General features: G+C 53.4%; 21 protein-coding genes. 20 read left to right on the top strand and 1 reads right to left on the bottom strand.

The features are described from left to right. Positions 1-191 precede the first annotated feature (191 nt). The 17 genes from BLV81_RS20125 to sctV all read left to right on the top strand — a co-directional run bounded on the left by BLV81_RS20125 (position 192) and on the right by sctV (position 14,028). Positions 192-1,382, top strand: a complete 1,191-nt coding sequence (locus BLV81_RS20125; RefSeq protein ID WP_092359576.1) for an FHA domain-containing protein — start codon at positions 192-194, stop codon at positions 1,380-1,382. Further along, entirely contained in the window at positions 1,383-1,649 is a 267-nt protein-coding gene (locus BLV81_RS20120) for a hypothetical protein (RefSeq protein ID WP_092359574.1), read from the top strand. It begins immediately after the preceding gene. 79 nt (positions 1,650-1,728) lie between these two features. Then, positions 1,729-1,929, top strand: coding sequence for a hypothetical protein (locus tag BLV81_RS20115; protein ID WP_092359572.1), 201 nt, complete (start codon positions 1,729-1,731; stop codon positions 1,927-1,929). Between the two features lie 34 nt (positions 1,930-1,963). Next, positions 1,964-2,422, top strand: a complete 459-nt coding sequence (locus BLV81_RS20110) for a tetratricopeptide repeat protein (RefSeq protein ID WP_143036397.1) — start codon at positions 1,964-1,966, stop codon at positions 2,420-2,422. 18 nt (positions 2,423-2,440) lie between these two features. Next, a complete protein-coding gene (locus BLV81_RS20105; protein WP_143036396.1) occupies positions 2,441-2,875 on the top strand; it encodes a hypothetical protein in 435 nt (144 codons plus the stop codon). Continuing rightward, the gene (gene sctJ, locus BLV81_RS20100) at positions 2,872-3,726 is read left to right on the top strand and encodes a type III secretion system inner membrane ring lipoprotein SctJ (protein WP_092359567.1); all 855 of its coding nucleotides are present in this window, start codon (positions 2,872-2,874) and stop codon (positions 3,724-3,726) included. Before BLV81_RS20105 ends, sctJ begins: the two co-directional genes overlap by 4 nt. Before the next feature lie 13 nt (positions 3,727-3,739). Then, on the top strand, positions 3,740-4,546 hold the full coding sequence (locus BLV81_RS20095) for a SctK family type III secretion system sorting platform protein (protein ID WP_092359566.1): 807 nt from the start codon (positions 3,740-3,742) through the stop codon (positions 4,544-4,546). Then, a complete protein-coding gene (gene sctL, locus BLV81_RS20090) occupies positions 4,497-5,207 on the top strand; it encodes a type III secretion system stator protein SctL (RefSeq protein ID WP_143036395.1) in 711 nt (236 codons plus the stop codon). Before BLV81_RS20095 ends, sctL begins: the two co-directional genes overlap by 50 nt. Before the next feature lie 2 nt (positions 5,208-5,209). Continuing rightward, complete coding sequence (locus BLV81_RS20085) at positions 5,210-6,532, top strand: FliI/YscN family ATPase (protein ID WP_369823910.1); 1,323 nt, start codon at positions 5,210-5,212, stop codon at positions 6,530-6,532. Then, positions 6,492-7,049: a hypothetical protein gene (locus tag BLV81_RS20080; protein WP_143036394.1), complete on the top strand. Its 558-nt coding sequence runs from the start codon at positions 6,492-6,494 to the stop codon at positions 7,047-7,049. The genes BLV81_RS20085 and BLV81_RS20080 overlap by 41 nt, the downstream gene beginning before the upstream one ends. A 2-nt stretch (positions 7,050-7,051) precedes the next feature. Then, positions 7,052-7,876 (top strand): hypothetical protein, encoded by an 825-nt coding sequence (locus BLV81_RS20075; protein ID WP_143036393.1) that lies wholly within the window; start codon positions 7,052-7,054, stop codon positions 7,874-7,876. A 111-nt stretch (positions 7,877-7,987) separates the two neighbouring features. Next, positions 7,988-9,052, top strand: a complete 1,065-nt coding sequence (sctQ, locus tag BLV81_RS20070; protein ID WP_092359557.1) for a type III secretion system cytoplasmic ring protein SctQ — start codon at positions 7,988-7,990, stop codon at positions 9,050-9,052. A gap of 16 nt (positions 9,053-9,068) precedes the next feature. Continuing rightward, on the top strand, positions 9,069-9,719 hold the full coding sequence (gene sctR / locus BLV81_RS20065) for a type III secretion system export apparatus subunit SctR (protein ID WP_092359555.1): 651 nt from the start codon (positions 9,069-9,071) through the stop codon (positions 9,717-9,719). Between the two features lie 14 nt (positions 9,720-9,733). After that, on the top strand, positions 9,734-10,000 hold the full coding sequence (gene sctS / locus BLV81_RS20060; protein ID WP_092359553.1) for a type III secretion system export apparatus subunit SctS: 267 nt from the start codon (positions 9,734-9,736) through the stop codon (positions 9,998-10,000). A gap of 11 nt (positions 10,001-10,011) precedes the next feature. After that, the gene (gene sctT / locus BLV81_RS20055) at positions 10,012-10,800 is read left to right on the top strand and encodes a type III secretion system export apparatus subunit SctT (RefSeq protein ID WP_092359551.1); all 789 of its coding nucleotides are present in this window, start codon (positions 10,012-10,014) and stop codon (positions 10,798-10,800) included. After that, on the top strand, positions 10,797-11,864 hold the full coding sequence (gene sctU / locus BLV81_RS20050; protein ID WP_092359550.1) for a type III secretion system export apparatus subunit SctU: 1,068 nt from the start codon (positions 10,797-10,799) through the stop codon (positions 11,862-11,864). The genes sctT and sctU overlap by 4 nt, the downstream gene beginning before the upstream one ends. Positions 11,865-11,889: 25 nt before the next feature. Beyond that, positions 11,890-14,028: a type III secretion system export apparatus subunit SctV gene (gene sctV / locus BLV81_RS20045; protein WP_092359548.1), complete on the top strand. Its 2,139-nt coding sequence runs from the start codon at positions 11,890-11,892 to the stop codon at positions 14,026-14,028. Positions 14,029-14,103: 75 nt separating this feature from the next. Here the strand turns inward: sctV and BLV81_RS20040 are convergent, their stop codons facing one another. Next, positions 14,104-14,988, bottom strand: coding sequence for a helix-turn-helix transcriptional regulator (locus BLV81_RS20040; protein ID WP_092359546.1), 885 nt, complete (start codon positions 14,986-14,988; stop codon positions 14,104-14,106). A 1,154-nt stretch (positions 14,989-16,142) separates the two neighbouring features. Here BLV81_RS20040 and BLV81_RS20035 point away from each other — a divergent pair. The 3 genes from BLV81_RS20035 (at position 16,143) to BLV81_RS20025 (ending at position 23,661) form a co-directional block, all read left to right on the top strand. Beyond that, entirely contained in the window at positions 16,143-19,178 is a 3,036-nt protein-coding gene (locus BLV81_RS20035; protein ID WP_176992911.1) for a LysM peptidoglycan-binding domain-containing protein, read from the top strand. A gap of 115 nt (positions 19,179-19,293) precedes the next feature. Next, positions 19,294-19,665, top strand: a complete 372-nt coding sequence (locus tag BLV81_RS23740; RefSeq protein WP_143036392.1) for a hypothetical protein — start codon at positions 19,294-19,296, stop codon at positions 19,663-19,665. A gap of 294 nt (positions 19,666-19,959) precedes the next feature. Then, positions 19,960-23,661, top strand: a complete 3,702-nt coding sequence (locus tag BLV81_RS20025) for a hypothetical protein (RefSeq protein WP_143036391.1) — start codon at positions 19,960-19,962, stop codon at positions 23,659-23,661. Positions 23,662-23,744: the final 83 nt, after the last annotated feature.

Here is a 23,744-nt window from a genome sequence, read left to right as displayed (position 1 = left end):
CTACATCTATCCGGCAGCCATAAACAATTGGCTACGGTTTTCCGGCCTCGGCCGAAATGCGTTCAGTTCTATTCTAGATGGCGAGGCGTCATTTATTTTATAGATGCAAACAGGCTCGGTGCACATATTGACAATTCAGGACACGCACGATGGCTGTGCAGACGGTTCTGAGTGTTTTCTGCTTTTAGTACATGACGGCATTGCAAAAAAAAATCATGATACAAAAAACGCTTAAGATACTTAACGGATTTAATGAAGGGGCAGAGATCAGCCTGGAGCTTGGCGTGCCCTTCATTTTGGGTTGCCGGCCTGACTGTTCTCTGGTGCTTGTGGACGAGGGGATTGAAGCCCAGCATTGCCAGTTGGTATTGACGGTCGCAGGCCTGATCTGTACCGCGCTCAATGGTTCGCTCACGATTCAGGGCAAAGAGCTGACGCCAAGTGAAACAATAAAAATCACCTATATGCAGTCGGTACGTTGCGGCAGCATTGATTTTGCCGTGGGTGACAAAGGCACTGACTGGGCTCAGTTGCAAACTGATAATGCCGCATCAGCGTTGATGGCAAAAAATAAATCAGAGCGCTCCTGGCGATCAGGTTTTTCTGGATTGCTGTTGATGCCACGCTGGAAGCGCAATGTAGTTCTGGGGGGAGGTGCAAGCGTTTTTTTAGCCGTGATGGGGATTGCCTATGCAGCAATGCTGCCGTCATCCGCGTATATGTCGCAATCCTACCTCACCGAAGCCCGCCTCTGGTTGAAGTCGATTGCGCCCGCAGGCAGTGAGTTGCGCATCGATCGTGCCCAAGGCGGTGAGCTCGCCTTGACCGGATACGTGGGAAGCAATTATCAAAATGAGCTGCTGACCATGACAGTGCATAACTCTACCTACCATCCAAAAATCGAGGTGTATTCCGTGGAGCAGATGGTGTCTTCATTGTCGCGCCTGGCGAACCTTGAAAATTTGCCTTGTATAGTTAATTACCGGGGGAACGGGCGCCTCGGCTGCAATAACGACGTAGATGAACAAGCGCAGGCCGTGCGTTTGCAAGTGCTGGCGCACCAGGTTGTGGGTGTGAAGGCGCTGGAGGCGCGTGTACGTCCGGAAAAAGCGGATGCCGTTATGACGCCGCAAGCTTCTCCAGCATCAGAGGCGCCTCGCCTGCAATCGCCTGCGTCCGCGGGGATTGGAACAATCGCCAATTTTCCTCGCAAGCTTTCTATTTTGATGAGCAAGCGTGGCCGGTACGTCATTGATTCGAGCGGTTTGAAATTTTCTGAAGGTGACGTGGTCGATGGCTTTGCGCTTGTCGCGATTGAGTTTGATCAGGTCGAGCTGGAACGCAATGGGCAACGGTTCCTGGTCCGGGTCGGAAGCAACTAGATGATGAAGATTCCTGAACATCAGTGCAACGACAGCACGCACGAATCGATGATGACGCCGCTGGCGCGAAGCCTGATGCAAGACCAGCACGGCATCCTTAGAGACCAATATTGCCATGTTTTTGAAGTCTTGCAACTTCACGCAAGCGCAAATCTCCGGCAGCCGATGTCCGTTGAAGAATGCGCGGTCAACCAATCCGCGCTTGAAATAGCGGAAATAGCAGCGCAAGTGATAGCCCGTTTTTGGGACAGGTGTCACGCCAAATAGATTTTTTACGCAGCAGTCATCCGGCTGTTGTTTTTTATGAGTGATCCCGTCATGGGACTTTTTCTTTTCGGAGCCAACTATGTCAGTTTCAGGCGTAAATACAAGCGGTCTGACTAACCAGTCAAATGCATTGCAAAGTGCTATTGCAGATTTGAACAGCAACACCGATCCGGCAAAAATCCCTGCGCTCGCAGCCAATGTATCGGTGATTTCTGCTGCACTGGAATCGCTCAAGAAAGCGCAAGACGACTCAAGCAAAGCACAGGCAGGTCGAGCTTAACCTTCATCGATTCACGACTGCAGGCGGATATTCCATGACACAAAACATAGAGGTCTTGACCCTTTCTGCTATGCAGCATTTAGCGGAGGTGGGATTTCTTGCCAGTGAAATGGGATTATCCGACCAAGCGGTGACGATTTTTTCGGGCCTGGCGAAAATCAGGCCTGATCAACCTCATTCCGAAATTAATCTGGCGCTCGTCTATGCCCGTTATGACAAAGCAGACGAAGCGATCGAATTGCTGCAGTTTCTGCAAAAAAAATTTCCAGATAATCAGATGATCATGTCGGTATTGGGAGTTTGTCTGGTGCAGCAGGAAAAACCGGGAGCCTTGGCCCTGCTGGATCACGTGCTCAGTCGCCAAACCGACACAGACGCGATGAACGTCGCTCGTTCCTGTTATGACCTGGCCAAGCAGCAACAAGCTAGCCGGGAGCACAAGACCCCCACCGAGGGTTTGCAATTTTTTCGGCACTACAACCATCAGGTCTGATGAGTGCTATTGCTTGGCATGTTGAATGAAAACGTGAGGATGAAAATGAGTGGAGCACAAATATACAATCAGGTCGATTCGAGTGCACTAAACAAACTTACTGAACAGCATGAAGCAAGTTGGGTTAATCAGTCAGTCTCCGAGAATACCGTCGAGCGCTTCCAGCTTTTGATGAATGGTCAGCCTGCTCAAGCCAATGCGGCGTTCGGCGAGGCAAATGGCACGAATGGTCCAGCGACTTTCGATACCGCGAAATATGGTTTGGACGATGTATTTCATCGTGAAGAATTGATGCAGGCAGTTGCTGCCATGAGTAATTTGAAGCCTTATGAAATCCCGGCTGCGGCGGCCAAGGTAACCATGATTTCTCTGGATATGCAGATGAAGGTCGATGCGGTCAGGCAGGGGTCGAAAAGCAGTGAAGATTCCGTGCAGAGCATGTTGCGCGCATGAAGTATCTGTTTTCTGTAATTGATTTCAGAAGGTGGCTGATACTTACCTGTCTTGTTACATCACTGGCTTTTTTGTCGGGTTGCAAGGAGGCAGTCTATAACCAGCTCAGTGAACGCGAAGCCAACAATATTCTGCTAACGCTGCTCAAAGGCGGCGTTGAGGCAGACAAGCGCGCGGACGGTGAAAAGGGATACAGCATTTTGGTCAGCGAGAGCAAGATGGCGCTCGCTATCGAATTGCTTAAGATGAATGCGGAGCCGGAGGAACCTTATCGCACCATGGGTGATCTATTCGCGCGCAATCAGTTGATCGCGACTCCCGCCGAGGAACGCATCCGTTTCATCTATGGCATTGAACAGGGACTCGCTGCGACGTTGTCCAAGATTGACGGCGTGCTGGTTGCGCGCGTGCATATCGTCATGCCAGACAATGATCCCTTAGCCAATCAGGTCAAGCCTACCTCAGCCTCTGTTTTCCTGAAACACCGCGCCGATATGAACATGCAGGTGATTCTGCCTGCCGTCAAGGATATGGTGGTGCATAGTGTCGAAGGCTTGACGGTCGACCGTGTCGCAGTAACCTTGTTTCCCGCGACCGCAACCTCGACGACGCCTTCCGATGTTCCCATTACCCGATTCTTTGGCGCATTGGTAGCCGCTTCCAGTGTGTCCACGTTGTGGATGCTGTTGGGCTTGCCTTGGTTGCTGGTTGTCCTGCTGGCGGTGGCATTGTTTTTCGCGACTCGTTTGCGCGCGCTGCTCTGGAGCTACGTCAAGCCATCGTCATCCGGGATGGATTCCAATGAGCGTGGCGAACGGCCGGTGGCAAGCGCGAAGAACAGATTCCACTGAATAAGGGGACAAGATGGATGTTGACGAGGCCAGGCATTTTGGGGGTACGGAGCAGGCAATGTGCTTGGCTGAAACGGGATACGCGTTGCCGATCGTGCATGATCGATTCTTTGATCTGATTCTTAAATTCAATCTCTTCCCCGCGTTATATGTTCATCCTGCGCGGATCAAGTCACTCGATGCATTGCCAGATGATGCTCTGCTGGACTCAAACGGAAATGACTGGAATCCATACTGGCTGCGCTGCCTTTCGGACGCCTTATTGCGATCTGGCCGGCTGGAACAGTCCTATGATTTCGATTTTTCGGATCGAGCAAAAAGAATGATGCTGCTCGACGCATCGGATCTCATCCTGCTGGCACAGCATGTTGCGGCCGTTTTGGTACAACCCTATTTACGCAAGATCGTGCTGGGTGAACGTATTAGAGAAATCGATCAAGTCATGGGTTCGGCATGTCGTGAATTCGGATTGCGTTGGGTCACCGGGCCAGATCCCGCGTTATCGCCGGCAACTGCGTCATTGCAAGGCTTGGGCGATGCCGGGATTGAAGCGCTTGGTACCGACGACGACTGGCATCAGTTTGCCTTTAGATTGATTCTGTCGACATTATCGGAAAGCGACATCGCGGTACGTGGCAGATTGAAGCTCAAATTTTCGCCTGCCTGGAAGAATGCAAAATCATTCAGGCTGCATGAAAGCAAGAGAGATTTATTGGTCGCATTGTTCTTTGATGTCCTGAAAAAGACTTTTCCCGTCTGGCACGGTCACGTTGCCATCGAATTTCCAGGAGAGCCTCATGCAACGACTGACTCTGATTGATAAGCGCGCGCTTGCCATCAGTGACGGCAAAGTGGTCAAGGCGGAAGTGTATGCAACCTCGATTGAGGCCGCAGCTTTGCTCGCAGATGCGCGCGCCTATGCCAAGCAACGGCGCGCAAGCGCGGATGCTGAAATTGCCCGGGAATGTGAGCTAGGTTACCAGGAAGGATTCGCCAAGGGCGGCCAAGAGTTCGCAGCGCGCATGATCGACAGCGTCATGCGGCTCGAGTCGACCTACATAGGGCTGGAAGCGCGCCTGGTTAACACGGTGATGAACGCGTTGAAGACAGTGCTGGGCTCGCTTGATGAAAGCCTGCTAATCGAAAAACTGGTTCGGCAGGTGATCCAGGCTGCAGGCCAGGAAAAAAAGATGTGCTTGAGGGTAGCTGCGATTCAGTTTGAAGAGGTCAATGATATTCTGCAAAAAATTCTTTGCGATTACCCTTACGTAGAATTTATCGATGTCGCTAAAGACCCTCATATGCGCTTCGGGGATTGCGTACTGGAAACAGAATACGGTGCGGTTGACGGTGGCCTGGAACATCAATTGAATGTCATTCGCCAGAGCTTGATCAGCGTGTTTGCAGGCAGGCGGGCAGAATCCGGCGGATCGCGAACTTCTCAGCATCTGCACACCGAACCGTTGCGGGAGGACAGCTGATGTTGAACCAACAGGAATACTTCGCTGAAATATTGGACACCGCTACGCATAGATTGCAACCCTTGGAAATCAAGGGACGGGTGACTCAGGCGGTGGGAACCCTGATCAAGGCGGCCGGAATTTCTGCGCGGATTGGCGATGTTTGCCAGCTCTATAACCCCGGCAGCGACTGGCAGTTGTCGGCAGAAGTAGTCGGCGTTACGCGGGATGGCCTGCTGTTGATGCCCTATGGCGAATTGACGGGGCTATCGGTCCAGACGCATGTCCAAAATCTTGGGCACGTACCGTCTATCCGTGTCGGTCCCGAATTGCTGGGGCAGACACTGGATGGTTTTGGCGTTCCGCTAAAAAGAGATCTGATCACGACAGATATGGTGGACTATCCGCTACTCGCCGCTGCACCTAGTCCATTTGAACGCCGGCCGGTGAAAGATGTTTTCCAAACCGGGGTGCGCGCCATCGATGCATTGCTGACCTGCGGCAGGGGGCAGCGTATCGGTATATTTTCGCCGGCCGGTTCAGGTAAGAGTACCCTGTTGTCCATGATTGCGGAAGGTGCCGATAGCGATGTCAATGTTGTCGCGCTGGTGGGAGAACGAGGCAGGGAAGTCAGCGAATTCATTCAGCATTTTTCCGAAACGGACAAGATGCGGAAAACCATATTCGTGGTGACAACCTCCGACCGTTCTGCGGCGGAACGCGCCAAAGCGCCATGTGTTGCGATGGCAATTGCAGAATATTTTCGCGATCAGGGTTGTGCCGTTCTTCTCTTGATGGATTCTGTGACGCGCTATGCGCGCGCATTGCGTGAGATCGGCCTTGCCGCCGGAGAACCGCCCACGCGAAGAGGATTTCCGCCTTCCGCATTGACTGCTCTGCCAAAATTGTTCGAGCGAGCCGGGCAAAATGCCATAGGCTCGATCACATCTTTTTTTACTGTCTTGCTTGAGGATGATATTGCGGGCGATCCGATTGGGGAAGAGATGCGCGCCACCTTGGACGGGCACATTATTCTTTCGCCTCTGCTGGCCAACGCCAATTCTTTCCCTGCCATCGATATCCCGCTGAGCCGCAGCCGCGTGATGCGTCAGGTGGTATCGGATGGACATTATGAAAATGCAGGAATGCTGCGCGAATTGATGCGGAAATATGAATCTGTCGAAATGCTATTGCAAATGGGAGAGATCCAGCATGGCAATGATAAGTTCGCCGACAAAGCGATCCGTACTCACGAGCCCATGCGCCAGTTTCTGCGGCAAAAGACCGGAGAAATAGGCGATTTCTATGACAGCATCGAACAGCTCGCTCGGTTGGTTGGAGACTGATATGCAGACCGATTGCATGGAATCCCAGTTGCTAAATCTAATTCGCGTATATCGCTTGCGCATGGACAGAATCGAGATACTCAGGTCCGCAGGAATCAACGACAGGAACAACGTGGACAAGCTGCTCCTGCTCCTGCGCGACGACATGAAACTGGTCTCCGATCAACGGCGTGATTGGCAATCCCAATGGCAAAAATGGTTGCAAGAAGGAGGGACTCTCGGAAACGGCCGCAACTATAACGCTCATCATATGCAACTGCGGGAAATCGAGAATCTGCTCAGGCAGCACCAGGCAGGGATGGAGGCTCGGCGTGCCGACATACAGATGCGAATTGCGACGTTAAATCGCGATTTGATCCGTCATCAGGAAAAGATTCGCTTTGCAGAAGAGCAACAGGCCGATTTGAAAAACCAGGATGCAAAAATAATACGCCGCCATGAATCCGACCAAAATGAGGATACGGGTTTGAGAAAGTGGTTTTCTGAACAGCTTATACCTGCAGAAATGAGATTTTGAATATGCCAGCCAATCCAGCCATGCCAACTACAATACCCATGTGCGGCGACGCCCTGGATACCCGTTTTGCGTCTTCGCATGTGTCGCAGATGCTTCCATCAGGCAAACCAAGCGCCGCTGCGATTCAAATGTGGAAAGCTGCCGGGCTTGGGCAGGCGGATCCTCGCTTGGCCAGCCAGATATCGCCCGACGATCTGCCGCAGGGCGGCGCCAAGCTTGTTACTACGGCGGCAATATCAGGATTGCCCGGGCTGGAATGCCGAGCGCTTGCAATGCCAACGAAGGATTTGACGATCCAGCAGATCAGAGAGAACTATCGGGATAGCGCTCATCAAAGCCCGCCGCCCCCGCATGATGCGAAACACAATCTGGTCGATGTGGCTGCCTCCGGCCCGCTTATGGCGATGCAGTCGCCAACCCGGCATGACGACGTTTTGAAAGAATTCCACGGCGGTTTGCCGATGGGCCAAGCGCCACTGCCGACACATATTCCATCCATGGCACCGGTCGTGTCTTCTGGAAACAGCTCGGCACCCATCGTCAATGAAACCGAGTTGCATACCCTTTTAGAGAATTTTTGCCAGTCTCTCTATATGGGAAATCAATCTGGTTCGAGTAGTTTCGGCAGCGTCGTGCTGGACGTGGGGGCGATCCTGCCAGGCGCCATGATAGAAATGTCACGACAGGGCGCATCGTTGCAGGTTCGCCTGTATGCGTCAGATCAGCAGACATTGCTTGTGATGCAGCGTGAACGCGAAAAGCTGAATGCAAGCCTTACTGCATCAACTAATCTGGTGGTCAAGGTGGACGCGATTGCGCGTGGTTGAGATGGTTACGCCTCCGTTTAGCGCGGCGCCCGGTGATGCCGGATTTCTCGGAAAACATGGCATCAGACCTGCTACCAAACACTCTCATTTTTGAAACGGCAAAGCAAGAATATGCTTGTTGAACAATGTCTCCCGGTGTTGTCTGACGCCTGGCTGGAAGAAATGAATCAATGGCTCTTATGGCGTTCGGATATCCGCTTCCAGCTTGCCAGCGGTGAACTTGAGTTGAAATGGATTGAACCGCAATCTGAAACGTCTCAAGTGCGAATTCTTTTCAGGCAGCGTGACCATCGATGGGCAGTCGGCCTCAATCGGCTTGGTGCATTGGATGCCCGGCTGAACGGCGCACCGTTTACGGAAATGCCGGAAGTATTACGCACCCTCACTGTGCAAAAAATACTGTCTGGATTATTGGAGAAATTTCCATCGAGCGTGGCAAACGATCTGGATTCTGCCGAAGTGGAGTGGGATCCCCCGCACGGACCTGACGGATGGCAGTCATTTTCATTCGAACTGACGAATATGACGCAGCAGACGAAATCGATGGGGGTGTTTGCAGTTTGCTCGCCGCTGACATTGGGTTGGTTCAGGAAGCATTTGCCTGCCGCGCGGAAAGAACAATCGGTCGCCGTCGGCCAATTACAGGTGCGGACGAGACTTCAGGTCGGTATCACAAGATTGCACGCCGGGCAGATCGCCGAGCTGTCATTGGGCGACCTGATTTGGATGGATCAAGTTCGATTGGACAAGCACGGCTTGCAGGTTGGTTTTGATATCGAGACAAAAGGCAGCAATGCGACTTTTTACGCACATTGGAAACACAAAATATTGACCGTGAAATCCCGGCCCATGGATTCAACGCCGGGATTTCAGGATCTTGCAGCTAATTTTTCGGAGAATGCGTACATGCACATCGACATGAATCAGCTTGAATTACCCGTTTCATTTGATCTTGGCGAGTTATCGTTACCGGTGTCAGAGATTGCTCATATCGCACCGGACTACGTCTTCCAGCTGCCGGACGAAGCCGCCGATGCCGTTGTGAATGTCCGGATCCATGGCAAGTTAATCGCACAGGGGAGTCTGGTTCTGGTGGGAAGAAGACTCGCGGTTCGACTGACAAAGGTTCGCCAGCCGGACAATCTTCCGGATGCAGGCGGCGTTTCGTTGGACTGATTAAAAAAAACAAAAAATGCTGAATCAAGATCCTCTCGTTCTCATTATCAGCCTTGCGTTACTTAGCCTCGCTCCTTTTATCGCAGTCATGGTGACCTCGTTTGCCAAGCTGGTTGTGGTATTCAGTCTGGCCAGGAACGCAATAGGGTTGCAGCAAGTGCCTCCGAACCTGGTCGTCAACGGCCTCGCACTCATCTTGTCGTTTTATATCATGGCGCCGGTTGTCAATCAGATGTCAGATGTTTCGCAAGCGCAAATAACAAACGGCAGCTTGCGCATAAGCGGGCTGATTGAAATCATGAATCAGGGGCGCGAGCCGCTGAGAGCTTTCCTCGAAAAACATGCGGAACAGCGGGAACGGGAATTTTTTGTGCGTTCGGCGCAAAAGATATGGCCGCCGGAACAGGCCGCCAAACTGAAAAACAATGACTTGCTCGTGCTGGTGCCCGCTTTTACCGTCACTGAACTGACCGCGGCTTTCAAAATCGGGTTTCTGATTTATCTCGCGTTTGTGATTATCGATCTGGTTGTGGCCAACATCTTATTAGCGCTCGGCATGATGATGTTCTCTCCCACCGTCGTTTCGGTGCCACTCAAGCTATTGCTGTTTGTCATGTTGGACGGTTGGGCCAAGCTGATTCATAACCTGATTCTTACTTATCAATAGGTTGTAGCGTAATCATGAATATTGCGACACTCGCGACAGATGTGAAGCAGGCGCTGATGCTCGTGCTCTTGCTCTCAATGCCGGTGGTTCTGGCGGTCGGAGTGACTGGCTTGTTACTGGCGTTCCTGCAGGCCGTCACCCAAATGCAGGATCAAACCATGGCGTTTGGCATCAAGCTGGTAGTTGCTGTGATTGTCATTGCCTTGATGTCGGGTTGGCTGGGGGGCGAATTGTTCACCTTTGCAGATGGACTGTTTGCGTCCATTGCGTTGGTGAGGTAAGCGGCGCAGCCATGTTAGACCAATATCAAAATCTTGAATCCTCGCTGATAGGTCTGGGCATGTTGATGGTGCGCATGTTATTGGCGTTTTCCTTCATGCCGTTTTTTTCTACGAAAGTAATGCCACTCACCGTGCGCCTGAGCTTCGTGGCCGGATTGAGTTTATTCCTGTTCCCGCTATTGCAATCTCAACTGCCTTTATTCCAGGCGGATTGGCACATGCTTTTACCATGCTTGCTCAAGGAAGCCGGTTTAGGCATGGTGCTCGGCGTATTCGCCAGTTTATCATTTTGGGCCTTCCATACGGCGGGAGTCATCATCGAATATCAAGCCGGCTTGACCATGAGTGTCGCTATCGACCCATTATCCGGAGAGGAAGATTCATTAATCGGCGGACTCTTCATGCAGCTGCTGACCGTTTTCTTTTTTATTTCCGGTGGCATGAGGCAGCTGGTGGACATGCTGTTTGAAAGCTATGTTATCTGGCCAATCAATAAGATGCTGCCCATCGTCGGTAATCTTAAACTGATCACCATGCTGATGGCGGCAATCATGCAGATGATAGTGCTGGTCGTCAAAATCGCTGCGCCCTTTGTCATTCTCATGTTGCTGGTTGAGCTGGCGTTGGGTTTGTTGTCCCGCTTTGCTCCGCAATTGAACGTCTTCTTCTTGTCGCTCCCCCTCAAGGTGGGGATCCTTGCCGTGTTGCTTCTTATTTATAGTTCGCTATTGTCGGACGGAATGCAGTTATTGCCCAATTTCCATGAGTTGAACAAGACATTGGAAGGGGTGCTTCGATGAGTGATTCGAGCAGCAGTCAAAGCAAGACGGAACAGCCCACCCCCAAGAAGCTGCACGATCTGCGCCGTAAGGGCGATATCCCGGTGAGCCAGGATCTGGTTTCTGCTTTGTCGATGCTGGTTGTCAGCGTGGCGCTCGCCATGACAGGGAAATCTTTTATTCAAAACATGATGGGACTTATAAATCAAGCGCTGAACATGGATTGGCGGTCGATGAAAGATCCGGATGCAGTCCTCCACGCCACGAAAAACATGTTTGTTGAAGGCATTGGTTTCAGTTTGCCATTGATTGCCCTCCTGATATTTACCTCGATAGCGATCGGTTTGCTCCAAAGCCGCGGCTTACTGGTGATTACACGCGTCATGCCGGATTTGAAACGACTCAACCCTATTACCGGAATGCAGCGCATCTTTTCTCTGCGTACGGTTTTTGAGTTGTTCAAGCTGTTATCCAAATCAATATTGTTAGGCTTGATTGTATTTTTATTGACGCGTCAAATACTAGGCATCCTGTTTGATGCCCGTTTCCTGCCGATTGCCGGCGTTCTTTTTCTGGCCGAAAAAGTCATCGGTCAATTGTTCTGGATGTCGCTTGCGGCCTTCATTGTGTTCGCCATTGCGGATTTCAGTTTCCAGCGTTGGGATTTCACCCGTAAAAATCGGATGACAAAAGACGAGGTCAAGCGTGAATATAAAGAGATGGAGGGCGATCCTCATTTGCGTGCCAAGCGCAGGCAACTCCAGCAGGAATTAAGCATGCAGACCATGCTCGATAACGTCCGCAAAGCCAATGTCGTGGTGGTCAATCCAACCCATATTGCCGTCGCGCTGTACTACAACCAGGACGAGACGGCGATCCCGGTTGTTCTGGCAAAGGGTGAAGGGTTCATAGCGGAAGAAATACGCCGGGTGGCACAAGAGGAGGGCATTCCGATATTACGGGATATTCAGTTGGCAAGGCAGTTGCAGGCCAAAGTTCCGGTGAATCATTATATTCCTGACGATTTGATTGAACCGGTTGCAGCGGTATTGCGCTGGGTCCGGGACATCAAGCCCGATGCATGAGCGTTTAATTTAAGTTGAGGCAGACATGGCATTTTTAAAGTCAGCATGGAATAGTTTGGGCAGCCCTCGGTCAGTTGGTTCGAGTACGCGGCTTTCTCGCTTGGGGCGCCATTACGACCTGATGCTCGTGGCGCTGATTGTAGCGGTCATAGCATTGCTGGTATTGCCCTTGCCTCCGTATGTGCTCGATACATTGATAGCATTCAATCTTACCGTTTCCGTCACATTACTGATCGTTTCGTTATACATTGCTTCCCCGCTTGGCCTATCGACTTTTCCGTCACTGCTACTTTTTACTACGCTGTTTCGACTGTCGCTAAATATTGCGTCGACACGTCAAATACTGCTGCATGCCTATGCGGGCGACATCATCTCTACCTTTGGCAAATTGGTCGTCGGCGGCGACGTCATTATCGGCATGGTGGTATTCGCCATCATTGCAATTGTCCAGTTTATCGTCATTGCCAAAGGTTCTGAGCGGGTTGCCGAAGTGGCTGCCCGTTTCAGCCTTGACGCCATGCCGGGTAAGCAAATGAGCATCGATGCCGATCTGCGCGCGGGCATTATCCACAAAGATGATGCACGTCAGCGCCGCCGGACGCTGGAGAGCGAAAGTCAGTTATATGGCGCCATGGATGGCGCCATGAAGTTTGTCAAGGGAGATGCAATTGCGGGCATCATCATCGCACTGGTGAATATCCTGGCGGGCATCATGGTGGGCATGTTACGCAAGGACATGAGCCTGGATACGGCTTTGCAGACATATTCTGTTCTGGCTGTGGGCGACGCCCTGGTTTCTCAAATTCCCTCCCTCTTCGTTTCCATCGCAGCCGGCATCGTCATCACCCGTGTTGCACGTTCCGACAGCATCGAGGCGATTCCTCTTGGTAATGAGATCGCGCAACAAATCAAGGCGCATCCGAAAGCATTGGTGGTCACTGGCGTTGTGGTGTTTGCCATGCTGCTGGTGCCCGGTTTTCCGAAATGGCAATTTCTGGCACTGGGCCTGACGGTAGCGCTGACTGGCTGGAACCTGGGGGCAGGCAGGCGAGGCAGGGCGCGCAATCCGTCGGAGGTGTTGATGCCGTCAATGTCACGGGAAGGAAGTGATCTGGTTCCCGTTTTTATCGATGATGCCGATCATCTGATGACGATACCGATCGTCATGGAGGTATATCCGCAGATTGCACAGGACGTTAATCCGCAACGGCTTGATGCCGGATTGGAAAATGTGCGTCGGCATGTCGCGCATGACTTGGGTATTCCTTTTCCCGGGATGGTCATCCGTCCCGCCTCTCGCCTTGCCCCGGGGAAGTTCATCTTGTATATCAACGAAATCCCGATGCTGCAGGGTTCTCTCATGCCGGGACATGTGCTTTGTCTTGAGGAGGAGGCAAATTTAAAAGCTGCAGGTATTCCCTATGTGATGGCGGACGGCATGTTTGGCAACGCCGGTGTGTGGGTTCCGCTAAATCAGAAAAACAGACTGACAGAAAATGAATTTCGGGTTTTGCACGCGGAACAAATTCTGGCGCAATATGTCTTTCGCGTGGTCAGCCGCCATGCACATGAATTCATGGGAATTCAAGAAACCCAGTTACTGCTCAAACGTCTTGAAGACGCATACCCGGATCTGGAAAAGGAATTGAAACAGCAAGTGCCCTTGGCCCGACTGGCGGATGTGTTGCGCCGGTTGGTGCAAGAGCAAATACCGATACGCGACCTGCGTCTCATCGCTCAGGCATTGATTGAAACCGCCGCGCGTGAAAAGGATAATGTCATGCTGACCGAATACGTGCGCAATGCCATGGTTCGTTCAATCAGCTATCGCAATACCTTGCACAACGGTACGCTTGCAGCCATCGTAGTAGCACCTGGTTTCGAAGATCAGATCAAGCAGTATCTGAAACAAAGCGGCAGCGGCAGCGTTTTGCTGTTGCCGGAGACATTGCGCTTGTCTATTCATTCCCAGATACTGCAAATCACGGGTGCCAGGCAAGCACAGAAGGATGATTTTCCGAAACCCGTGCTATTGGTCAACGCGATTGAAATACGCGCTCATCTGCGATCGATACTTGTCGCCGATTTTCCCGATCTGACGGTACTCGCTTCGCCGCAGGTGGAAGGGGCGATCAGGGTCGACATCCAGGGGCAGATTCAGTAATGGTGCTAATTGATACCTATGAGAAGAAGGGGCGATCGGGAATTCATGCGGCGCGTGACATCTTTGTTTTTTTCTTCAAACAATCGCCAGTCGGCCGATCATATAGGCCAGCTGCGCGCGGTTCGTTGCGCCATATTTTTTCCGCAAATAGCGTAAATGATAGTCCACATTGTGATAAGTGGTTTTCAGGTTTCGGGCTATTTCTTTATCACTTAGGCCGTTTGCCAGGCATTCGAGTATTTGCTTTTGGATGTCCGAGACGGCATCCAGGTCAGGGTGGTGCATCAATTTTTCAATGCAGCCGGAGATGAATTCGTGGATCGACAGACCAAGAATCAACGCTTGCCCGACAACACTCGTGGTAATCCAGTTCTTGGACGGATTGGCGGAATTGAATCCTACGACTACCTGCCGATGGGTTGCCGGATTAATGAAGCCAAAGGAGATGCCGCTGCACATCCCTGCGCGAGCCATGTCTTCGAGAAATCCACGCGTTCGCGCATCGTGCGGCGGAAACAAACGGGCTTTCAAGAAATATTGCAAATCCCAGACGAATGGGAAGGGGGAGCCGAGACACGCGCTTACTCTCGGATCCAGATTGCAATAATGTTTGCGTGCATATTGATTCGCCCATTCGCCGGGAACATACGTTTTGAGAAAGTAGTGCTCGTGACCGCCATCGTTCGTATTTTGCACGGCCTCGTATTGAAGGAAATTGAATCCCAAGACCGAAAGCATGCTTCGAATATTGGCCATTCGCGCTTCTGGCGTCGATGCTGCTATGAGCTCACTGGCGATACGCGAGGGTACATGATCTTCTTTCTTCCGCATGTCAAAGACCAATTGCTGCTCTTCAAAAAAATTTACTGTATGGCGTTGCTCATGGCTTCTTGCCTGGCGCGGATTCTGCGGTGCAAATTCATCTTCAAAAGGGTCGAGAACTTCAGCGGCATTTATCATTTTGGTCTTTGTCTACGTTGTCTGCCAGGCGTAATCAATTTTTCTTCACCAAGCGAATTTTCATTGCGCATGAAAGTTTGTTAACGTTCTCAGATCATCGCAAACGATGGCCGGTGAATTCGTATGGAATTTCAATGTCTAAATGTTGTTCCCAAGCATGATTTGAGCGTATCAAATCATTTTAGTTCGTTCGTTGACGCAATTTGTGTCGACGCTGCAATCATGTCGGTTTGGCATCGACGCTGACGGATACAGGCCCGGCAAGGCGGGCTCCAACCGCGCGTTTTTCTTGCAACCATCCATCCGAGTCATCGATTTTCAGACCAGTACTATCTATGCTGAGGACCCGGGCCATTCCGATTGGAATGACGCACAGTTGCGTTTGTTCGTCATTGCGCAACCAGGCGCAGATCGATAGCGCTGTATCTGGGTCAAAAATCGGTTTTGTTATCCATGTGGCAACGCCGGCTGAGTACTAAATTCGAAAGCCGGCAAGCCTTAAATCTGTCGCGGAATCTAGTCATTTTTGTTGCCATTGGGAAATAATTTCATCATAGCACGAAGCCCTTTTCTGCGGGTTTGACGATTCGTTCAGCAATCGCCAACTTTACCTCCTGATAATTTTTCCTTCACTTGAATGACACGCCCTATGCCATGAGCGGGGAAGTTGTCCTGCTTCAAAATTTGACAATGCGCGGGTTGTTTTCCAACTGACTAGATAGCGCGCCTCGATACCCGCTTGATACCCGCTCGTTACACGTTGGCGCCCATCCGGCTGCTAATCCGTGCCTCGACGAGACAGTCAATTCCTTTCTTCAATTGGCCGATGATCTCGACCGGGAATCGACTCAACTACCCGCCAGCGAATGTTTGTTGCGCATCGATGCGCGCTATCCTGCTACAGCCGGAATTTCATACGGAGGTAATAAACAACTGGTGTAATGGGATCTGAATCTTCCATGGCGATTTGCTGACGCTTTCGCGGACGCTGGGAGTATCGGAAGGGTCCCAGACATCTATTTGCAGCATCTGCCACTACTCACTTCTCACCTTCCAGAGATTGCGTCCATCAGATGTCACTCTACATATATCCAAAATCGATCGCAAGTTCAGTTAACTTTGCTGCTCTCGATACGCCGCCACAGGCCCTACCTTTGCCAGACCCCACGGACGACACGGCAATCTCGCATATTGTCGGGCAGGACGAATCCCTCCATGAGTTGGCGGCGCGCTATTGTGTGCCGGTGCAGGACATCATTGACGCCAATCCCGCACTGACAGATCCCGACCATCTCATCCCAGGTGAAGCGCTCACGGTCCCGCTGCAAAAGGGAGGGGACGTGCTTCCAGCGCTATATTCCGTGCAGAGCGGCGAGACCTTGTATCAAATCGCTGCGACTCATGGCGGCGACGTTGGAGAAATCGCGCTGGCCAATAACATATATAGCCAGGACCGTATTTATCCGGGGGAGAAAATCTGGATTCCTGGCATGGGCGGCAAGGCCCAGCCAGGTGCAACGAGCGCGAACGGCGATACTGCAACTGCCTTCACTTCCGAGACGAAAAAGGTGAACGACGCGCTCCGGCAGGTGGATTCCACGCAGCGCTTATTGGCGTCACTCAGGGACGATGCAGCTAAAGGCAGTAACGCCGCGCACGCGGAACTGCGCGATGGCTTCGCGCAACAAAACGCAGATGATGCGCTGAACCAGCTCAACGATGCCGTCGACGGCGCGATCGGCGCGAGGGTCGGCGTCAAGACCGATGATGCAACGCTTAGCAAGGCCGGACGGGAGCTTGCGGCTACCTACGTCCGGGACCCGGCTACATACAAACTGGTCGACAGTGCTATCGCCCAGGTGCGCATCGGCCGCCAGGTGCAAGCGATCGTCACCGGCGTTCGGGCGCAGAGCGATCCGCTTCAAATGATGAGAACGTTCAGTGCCGGCTATGCCAATGCGCCGCAGGATGTAAAGGACGCGTTGCTGGCCGACCCGCATGCGCAGGATATGTTGGACGCTGTCGCGGCGTGGGCCAACCAGCCGATTACGCAGAAGCCTGAGAATGGAGTATTGCCCCAGGGACAAACTGTAGCGGCGATCAGGCGGGTGGATCAGGCGACGCAGGGTTTGGATAAAACAATGGCTGGCGCGCTGGTTGAGCGTGCCGTGTCCGCTTATGAAACTTTCTACAAGGATCCGGAGCACAGTGCTTTTTCGCTATTCGGGACTCAAGGAATGACTGTCTTGATGAATTTGTCAGGGCGCATCGCGGGCAGTACGCAAGGCGATAATGCGATAGTGCGGCTTGCCGCGACCGGAGCCTGGAACAGCGATGCAGTGCGCGACGCGATCGCTGCCGGCGCGGACCCCGCTTACGCAATCGCGCTGGCGGGAGCCATCAAGATGGACGGACAGAAACCGGACGGTGTGGTCCAGATCATCAATGACGGCATCGCGTTGCGGGACCAGAAAAATATCGCTCGCGGCGCCAACCCGCAGCCGACCCTTGATCTAGTCAAGCGCATGCAGGCAGCGGGGCTCGATGGCAATGGCGTAATGAAGGTCGTGATAGACGGCATGCAGCAATTCAAGGGAGTTGTCACGGCTGACGTCACGAAGCTGGCGCAGCACGATGCCGAGATATCCTGGCTGGTGCAGAACCTCGGCGCCGGTATGACACCGCAACAGCTCAATCAGGCTGTCGCCGACTATCGCACCAAGAAGGGACCCGGTTGGCAAGCTGACGAAGACAAGCTGCGCCAGCAGATTGTAGCCGATGGCAACCAGCTGACTGCGCAAATGATCGCAGTCAACCAGACGCCGCAGACGTCGGTGACGCGGGCAATGGTCGATCCGGCGTTGCAGGCGATCGTCAGCGATCCGTCCGCAGGCTTGGCCATTTCCACCGCGATTCAGGCCGATCCGAATTTGACGGATGCGTCACACGCCAAGGATATGGCTGACTTGTTCGCCTTGTCGAAGATCGGCGACATCGGACGCAAGTACTCCAGCGAGATCGCCTCTGCCTACTTGCGCCGCAATGTACTTAGCCAACTGCAAGGGGTCGACCTCCACGATCCTGTGAGCGTCGAGCAAGCCAAGCGGGCGATCAACAGCTTGCATGGCGAGCCTTTTGCGCGACTGTTGGGCGTGACGCAGAGCGACCTCGACAAAGCCATCAAAGCGGTGCAGGGGGCTGCCGACAATATTGCTGAAACCCGGACGCCGGACGGCGCGGATGCGGCGCTGCAAAACCTTAACAAGACGCTCAGCACCGACGCAACGCTATCCAAGACTTTCAATAAAGTCACGGTGCCGGGTCAATTGCTGCGCGGTGTTGCCGTGGTCTTTGCCAGCGCCAGTCTCATCAATTCGGACAACAAATTCAACGCCGATCCGTCCGACCCGCAGAACAGTCTCAAGCTGCTGGTCGACTCGTCGGGCTTCGTCCAAAAGAACGTCGAAGTGCTGGTCGGTTTGGGCCGCATCGACAAGAATTCGCTGATGGGGCAATTTGGCGGCGAGTGGAAGATGGCCGGCCGTGCGTCTGCGGGTGACCTGATTGCGGGCGTGTCGACGGTGCTCGACGGCGTCAGCGCGGTAAGGTCGACATTCGGTATCGGTACTCAGCAAGATGGCGCCAATGCGGCGCTTTCAGCGACGACTGCCGTTGGCGGCGCATTGACGGTGGCGCCGGCGTTTGGCGCTGCCGCCTGGCTCGGACCGGTCGGCCTGGGGGTGACTGCGGTCGGGGTGGTCGGCAAGGCAATTTACGAAGCGAATAAAGATGCGCACAAGTATGAAACTGCATCTAAACGTTTTTTGAAGTCGGCCGGCTACGACGACGTCGCTGCGGATGCGCTGAGCAAACAAGGAAGTGTCATCTCGGATGCTGCGGGAGCGAGTCAGATACCATTCCTGGCGAAATTCGCCCAGCTCAAGAAAATGACGCCTGATCAGATCCGGAATTGGGTCAACAGCCTGTCCGCCGACCAGGTCGATGCCGTGTCAAAGCGTCTGCAGCAGACAGCCAGCGATAGCGGTGGAAAGCCAGGAAATTTCACCGATGGTCCCCGGCAGACCGTATTTATCGCAGGCGCAGACGGCTATGCGGTGCAGGTAACGCGGGCCAATACGCTGGGCGTATTCGAGGAATATCTGAAATACGATCATGTACCGCTTGGGTAGCCAGGCTATGCATCTGATATGCCCATCTGCAGGGTGTAATGTTTGGCATTTGAAGGGGAGCGAAACGCTACACTGGCAAGCAATCAAGCATGATTGATAATCGAAGAAGCGAGCAATGAACCTCTGTCCGCATTGCAAATCCGAATCCTGTTTGCCCTTGTGGCGCAAGCTCTGTCTTGGCCCGGCGGGCACTGCATGCTGTCGAATCTGCGGTTGCAAGGTTGGTGTCGATGTTTCCCGCTCCTGTCTGGCGATGCTGCCGACCTTGTTGCTGGTGATCATGGCCAGCTTCGGCTTGGTGCGCGATCCGGTGACGTTGGCGGCCTCGTTGCTGCTGTGCCTCGTATGCACGTTTGCGCTGTATGCGGCCTGGGTACCTCTGCGGCCGGAGGAGTTGACCAGCGCGAACATGGTGGCAATCGGTCGGGCCCGCATAGCTGCCGCTAAACAAGCAGCAAGGCGGCCAGGCAAAGGGAAAGGCAAATAAGCCGGTGTGGCCCGAATACCGTGCAAGCACCGCATTTTTGTCGGGTACCGCCCGGCGTCACCTATAGCTAACGATATCGGCATATAAAACTTCCTGAGCGGCTTCGACGTGTTCTTGTCGTCCTGTCACCAATTGCACTGTCATAGGAAAACTACGGTTTTTTGAAATGGCGGACAAGTAATTCGAACATACAATGGATCAATTGGCATACCGAAAGTCAAGGGCCAAGGCGTGTCCGCATAAGCTTCAATCCAGCCTCAAAAAAATACTGTAAAAAATTTAAGGAGATTGTTTATGGGTTTGTATATCGATGGAGAGTCTTCGGCGAGATACCAGCCGGCGATAGTTCCTGCCGCTGCGCCTGCTTCACCACCGCCCCAACCCCCAACAACGCCCGATAATTCGTCTCCGACCGTGACCATCGGGAAAAACGGCGATAACAATCTGTTTGCCGTTTTCGTCAACCGTCGTGATCAATTGCTGTCCCCGGATGAACAGACCAAGCTTACTTATGATCAGCAATTTCTGTTGGTATTCAAACGGTTGAGCGAATACAACAAGAGTCAGAATTTCGACATGAGGCTGGTGGATAGCCGTCTGCCCGGTCCACCGAATCCGAAGGCTCCTGCGCGCGATCCTAACAATCTGGACCCAGGCGAGATAATCAATTTGACCGCCACCGCTGGATCTAACGGCGTGCCTGGGCCAGCGGTGTCGGGACCGTCTGGCACAGTGGTTCCGCCGCTTACGCCGGTACAGACCGCAGACGTCAATGCGGTGCCGCAGCCGGCGCCGCCCACCTTGCCTACGCTGGCCGATATCAACTCCCGCAAGATCGACGGCCAGACGCTGCCTGAAGCCAGTATGGCCGCATTGGTCGCGCAGTACAGCAACGCAGACCATAATTCAGATCAGTACAAATGGGCGATGACTGTCAAAGCGCAATCGTTGGCGCAAACCGGTGTGCCGGTGGACACGAAAGATTTCAAAACTGGGGCCATGTCGAGCCAGGTTATTACAAACGGCGTCATCGACCTGCCAAAAGTGCAAGCACTTCTAGGCTCTTTCAGCAAGAACAAGACGTTTACAGATCAGTTGGGTAAAGACTACCAAGCCATCACCGACGGCTTGACGTTGAAATATTTCCCGACGGCGATCAGTACCACACAAAAGCCGTTGCTATGGGCCGCTGTCAACGGCGACCCGATTCCTAAGCCGCAAACTGGCAATCCGGCCGCAGCGACGACTGTGCCGGTTCCTACGCCGTCACCCAGTGCGTCCGGCTGGTCGCCCGCAACATCACCCGCTCCCGCACCGACGTCGAGTCCGTCCGCCACCCCGGCAGCTGCTGCGTCGAACGCCCCAGCCTCGGCAGACACGCTGAAACGCGGCAATCTCGATCTGCAATCTCTGGCGCTTAGCGGACTCAGCAACGGCGAGATCAATCCGCAAGCACTTGCCGCTACTCCGCAAAAGTACCTATCGGGTGGACTGCTCAGCCCGGGGTTGTTGCAAGGCGTGCCAGCAGCCCAAGCGAAAATCGATCACCCGGACTTGGTAAATGACAGTCTCGCTGTGGTGGCCAATATCCAGACAGCGGCGAAGGCTAACGCCACAGCAAATCCGTTCAGTGCTGTCGGCACTACCGCTTACGGCGTAAATGCGCAATTGGCGTATCTGGCGAAGACGCATCCTGAGCTGACTCCGCAGCAGCGCTCCGATGCCGTCAACCAGGCTTACGAGTTGATGGGAGTATCGAACCGGCAAGCCACTGAATATGCCAAAGCGGTAGCGCCTTACCTGACGGCGCCGGCCAGCCCAGCAGTCGCCACTCCCGGTGTGCCGACCGCAAGTCCCGGCCCGGCGCCTGTCGCGCCTGGAACTCTGCCACAAGGCGTCGCCCTCAGCGCCGATGCGCCGGCTTCGGCGAAGGCTGCCTGGGACGCTTTGCATAAAGTTGCCGAGATGCGCGCCGCGCTGGACGATACCAACGGTGTCCATCCGCCAAGCGCGCTGACGACCGATCCGGCATTGACCAAGAACCTGGACCGGACATCGCTGGAGACAGCCATCGACCAGGGCGCCAGTACGCAATTCAGTTCCAGCAATATCGCGAACGGCTGGGCCGACTACATTGCCACACCTGCGTATGCCAAATGGCTCGCCACGTTGCCGGACGCTCAGCAAAAGCAGCAGGTAAACGACGCTCTGGCTACCATTCGTGCATTCAATCCGTCGATTGCCGACACGGCAGCTGAAAAGCTGGGATTGAACCTGTATCAGCAAACCTATGATGTCAAGCTCAACACCATCGATCCTAAAGCAGGTGCAACTGCAGCATATTTGATATTGAATATAGAGCGCTGGAGCGCGCGCGGTACAGGCTTCCTTAGCGGGACGTCGGATAAAGAGATGAAGCAATTTGGCCAGTATATGTTCACGGCGATGCAGCGAATTCAAGCCAGAGGCGGTGATCCCACCAGCTACACCGAATTTTTAGCCGAATCTCGAAAAGACGGGGCGGCGCCCACCGCGCTACTGCCTCTGGCAGAGAAATTAAACAAGGCCGGAATTTGGGGCAGTCTTTCCGGCGCTATCGATTTGGTCGCGGGGGACAAGCGCTGGGGCGATCCTCAGTTCCAGACTGATCTGTTCAATGGCACCAATCCACTGGATTTTTCCGATAATTCCAAGGCTGCATGGGCCAAACGGGATGCCATCGTCGCCGGCGTGAACTATATCGACATTGCAGGTTCCTATGCCGAGCATTACGTTCGGTTCGCTACGACCAAGTTTCCGGAAACGCAAAACAAGATAGCGCTGTATAAGGATTTCGGAGAAATATTACCGGAGCTTAAGCAAAACCTGCGCCCCGATGTGAATACGCTGACCAAGGCGTTGGATAAGGTGGACCCGACAGATAAGAAAGCCGTTCAGGCCGCGCTTGATAGTGCACTTAGCAAAAATGGCCAACTGTATAAATTGCTTCCAGCCGTTAAATATGACTCGGCATCCTTTGCTGAACGCTATAGCAAGGCGGCGGGACAGCTCAGCGCGGATGAGCGGGCTGCGGTCCAGAACAATCCCATGGCCAGGCTGGGATTTTTGCTCGATAGCCCGGCTGCCGGCGCTGCCGGCAGCGCCCAGACACCGCTTACCCAGGAAATCAGTAAACAAGCGAAAGCGTTGACCGGTGTTAATTTATCGGATCAGGCAGCAGTAAAGGCCGCCTTGATCGATAAAGGCAAATACGCGGTAGGCGATGCTGATTTACTTTCCGACCGGATTGCAGCCACTGTGACTACCGGCGGTGAGGGCACTGCTACGACCTTGGAAACCTATGGACGCTTGACGCTCGATACCTATTCAAGCGCGCCGCTCTATTCGGACCCTGCGATTCAGAAGGCGGCCCTGCAGGCTAGCGAAGCCGGCGGCAACGTAGCGCTGTCGGGAGTGATCGATGTTTCCACCGAGAAGATCGGGTCGGGATTAACCAGGGGATTGGCATACACTGGCTTGGCGCTCAAGGGAGGCGTAGCCGCATTGGATGTATTGTCCGGGCCGCTTTCAATATATTCGGGCGCCAGGGACATGTATACCGGTTTCAACATGAAAGATGCGTACGGCAATCCGTTGCCGAACAATTATGGCGTAGTTGGCTTTGGTGCGGTAGAGACTGGAGGAGGAGTGTTCTGGGGCGCCGCAGGTCTGGCGGAAGCCGGCGCAATCGATGTGGCTGCAGGGCCGTTCTTCCTGGTCGCACTGGGACTTACCGTGGTAGGTGCCGTGGGCGTCTTTATTTCCGAGAAGATTTTCGAGCCCAGTAAAATCGATCAGAATAAGCAGGCGTTAGAAGAATTCTTCAAGCCGTACAATGAAGCCGGACTGACCAGCCCGGATTGGAAAAACAATATCGATAACTGGTCGATGATGGAGCAGAAAGGCACTGTCATTCTCGCTCCGGGGCCATTTCAGTCAAGTAGTCTTTTGGGGTAGCTTGAAAGACGCCGCCATCGCTTATGGTACGGCCAATGCTTGGCGGTTATGCCCATCGGGATCAGTCTTATACTGTCTGCCTG

Source organism: Collimonas sp. OK242 (genome assembly GCF_900107095.1).
Lineage (GTDB): Bacteria > Pseudomonadota > Gammaproteobacteria > Burkholderiales > Burkholderiaceae_D > Collimonas.
This window is presented reverse-complemented; position numbering and strand designations above follow the sequence as displayed.

Excerpts from the sequence above, each read along its gene's own strand:
- BLV81_RS20125 (WP_092359576.1), top strand. The coding sequence starts at position 192 with ATGACGGCATTGCAAAAAAAAATCATGATACAAAAAACGCTTAAGATA.
- BLV81_RS20120 (WP_092359574.1), top strand. The coding sequence starts at position 1,383 with ATGATGAAGATTCCTGAACATCAGTGCAACGACAGCACGCACGAATCG.
- BLV81_RS20115 (WP_092359572.1), top strand. The coding sequence starts at position 1,729 with ATGTCAGTTTCAGGCGTAAATACAAGCGGTCTGACTAACCAGTCAAAT.
- BLV81_RS20110 (WP_143036397.1), top strand. The coding sequence starts at position 1,964 with ATGACACAAAACATAGAGGTCTTGACCCTTTCTGCTATGCAGCATTTA.
- BLV81_RS20105 (WP_143036396.1), top strand. The coding sequence starts at position 2,441 with ATGTTGAATGAAAACGTGAGGATGAAAATGAGTGGAGCACAAATATAC.
- sctJ (WP_092359567.1), top strand. The coding sequence starts at position 2,872 with ATGAAGTATCTGTTTTCTGTAATTGATTTCAGAAGGTGGCTGATACTT.
- BLV81_RS20095 (WP_092359566.1), top strand. The coding sequence starts at position 3,740 with ATGGATGTTGACGAGGCCAGGCATTTTGGGGGTACGGAGCAGGCAATG.
- BLV81_RS20080 (WP_143036394.1), top strand. The coding sequence starts at position 6,492 with ATGACAGCATCGAACAGCTCGCTCGGTTGGTTGGAGACTGATATGCAG.
- BLV81_RS20075 (WP_143036393.1), top strand. The coding sequence starts at position 7,052 with ATGCCAGCCAATCCAGCCATGCCAACTACAATACCCATGTGCGGCGAC.
- sctQ (WP_092359557.1), top strand. The coding sequence starts at position 7,988 with ATGCTTGTTGAACAATGTCTCCCGGTGTTGTCTGACGCCTGGCTGGAA.
- sctR (WP_092359555.1), top strand. The coding sequence starts at position 9,069 with ATGCTGAATCAAGATCCTCTCGTTCTCATTATCAGCCTTGCGTTACTT.
- sctS (WP_092359553.1), top strand. The coding sequence starts at position 9,734 with ATGAATATTGCGACACTCGCGACAGATGTGAAGCAGGCGCTGATGCTC.
- sctT (WP_092359551.1), top strand. The coding sequence starts at position 10,012 with ATGTTAGACCAATATCAAAATCTTGAATCCTCGCTGATAGGTCTGGGC.
- sctU (WP_092359550.1), top strand. The coding sequence starts at position 10,797 with ATGAGTGATTCGAGCAGCAGTCAAAGCAAGACGGAACAGCCCACCCCC.
- sctV (WP_092359548.1), top strand. The coding sequence starts at position 11,890 with ATGGCATTTTTAAAGTCAGCATGGAATAGTTTGGGCAGCCCTCGGTCA.
- BLV81_RS20040 (WP_092359546.1), bottom strand. The coding sequence starts at position 14,988 with ATGATAAATGCCGCTGAAGTTCTCGACCCTTTTGAAGATGAATTTGCA.
- BLV81_RS23740 (WP_143036392.1), top strand. The coding sequence starts at position 19,294 with ATGAACCTCTGTCCGCATTGCAAATCCGAATCCTGTTTGCCCTTGTGG.
- BLV81_RS20025 (WP_143036391.1), top strand. The coding sequence starts at position 19,960 with ATGGGTTTGTATATCGATGGAGAGTCTTCGGCGAGATACCAGCCGGCG.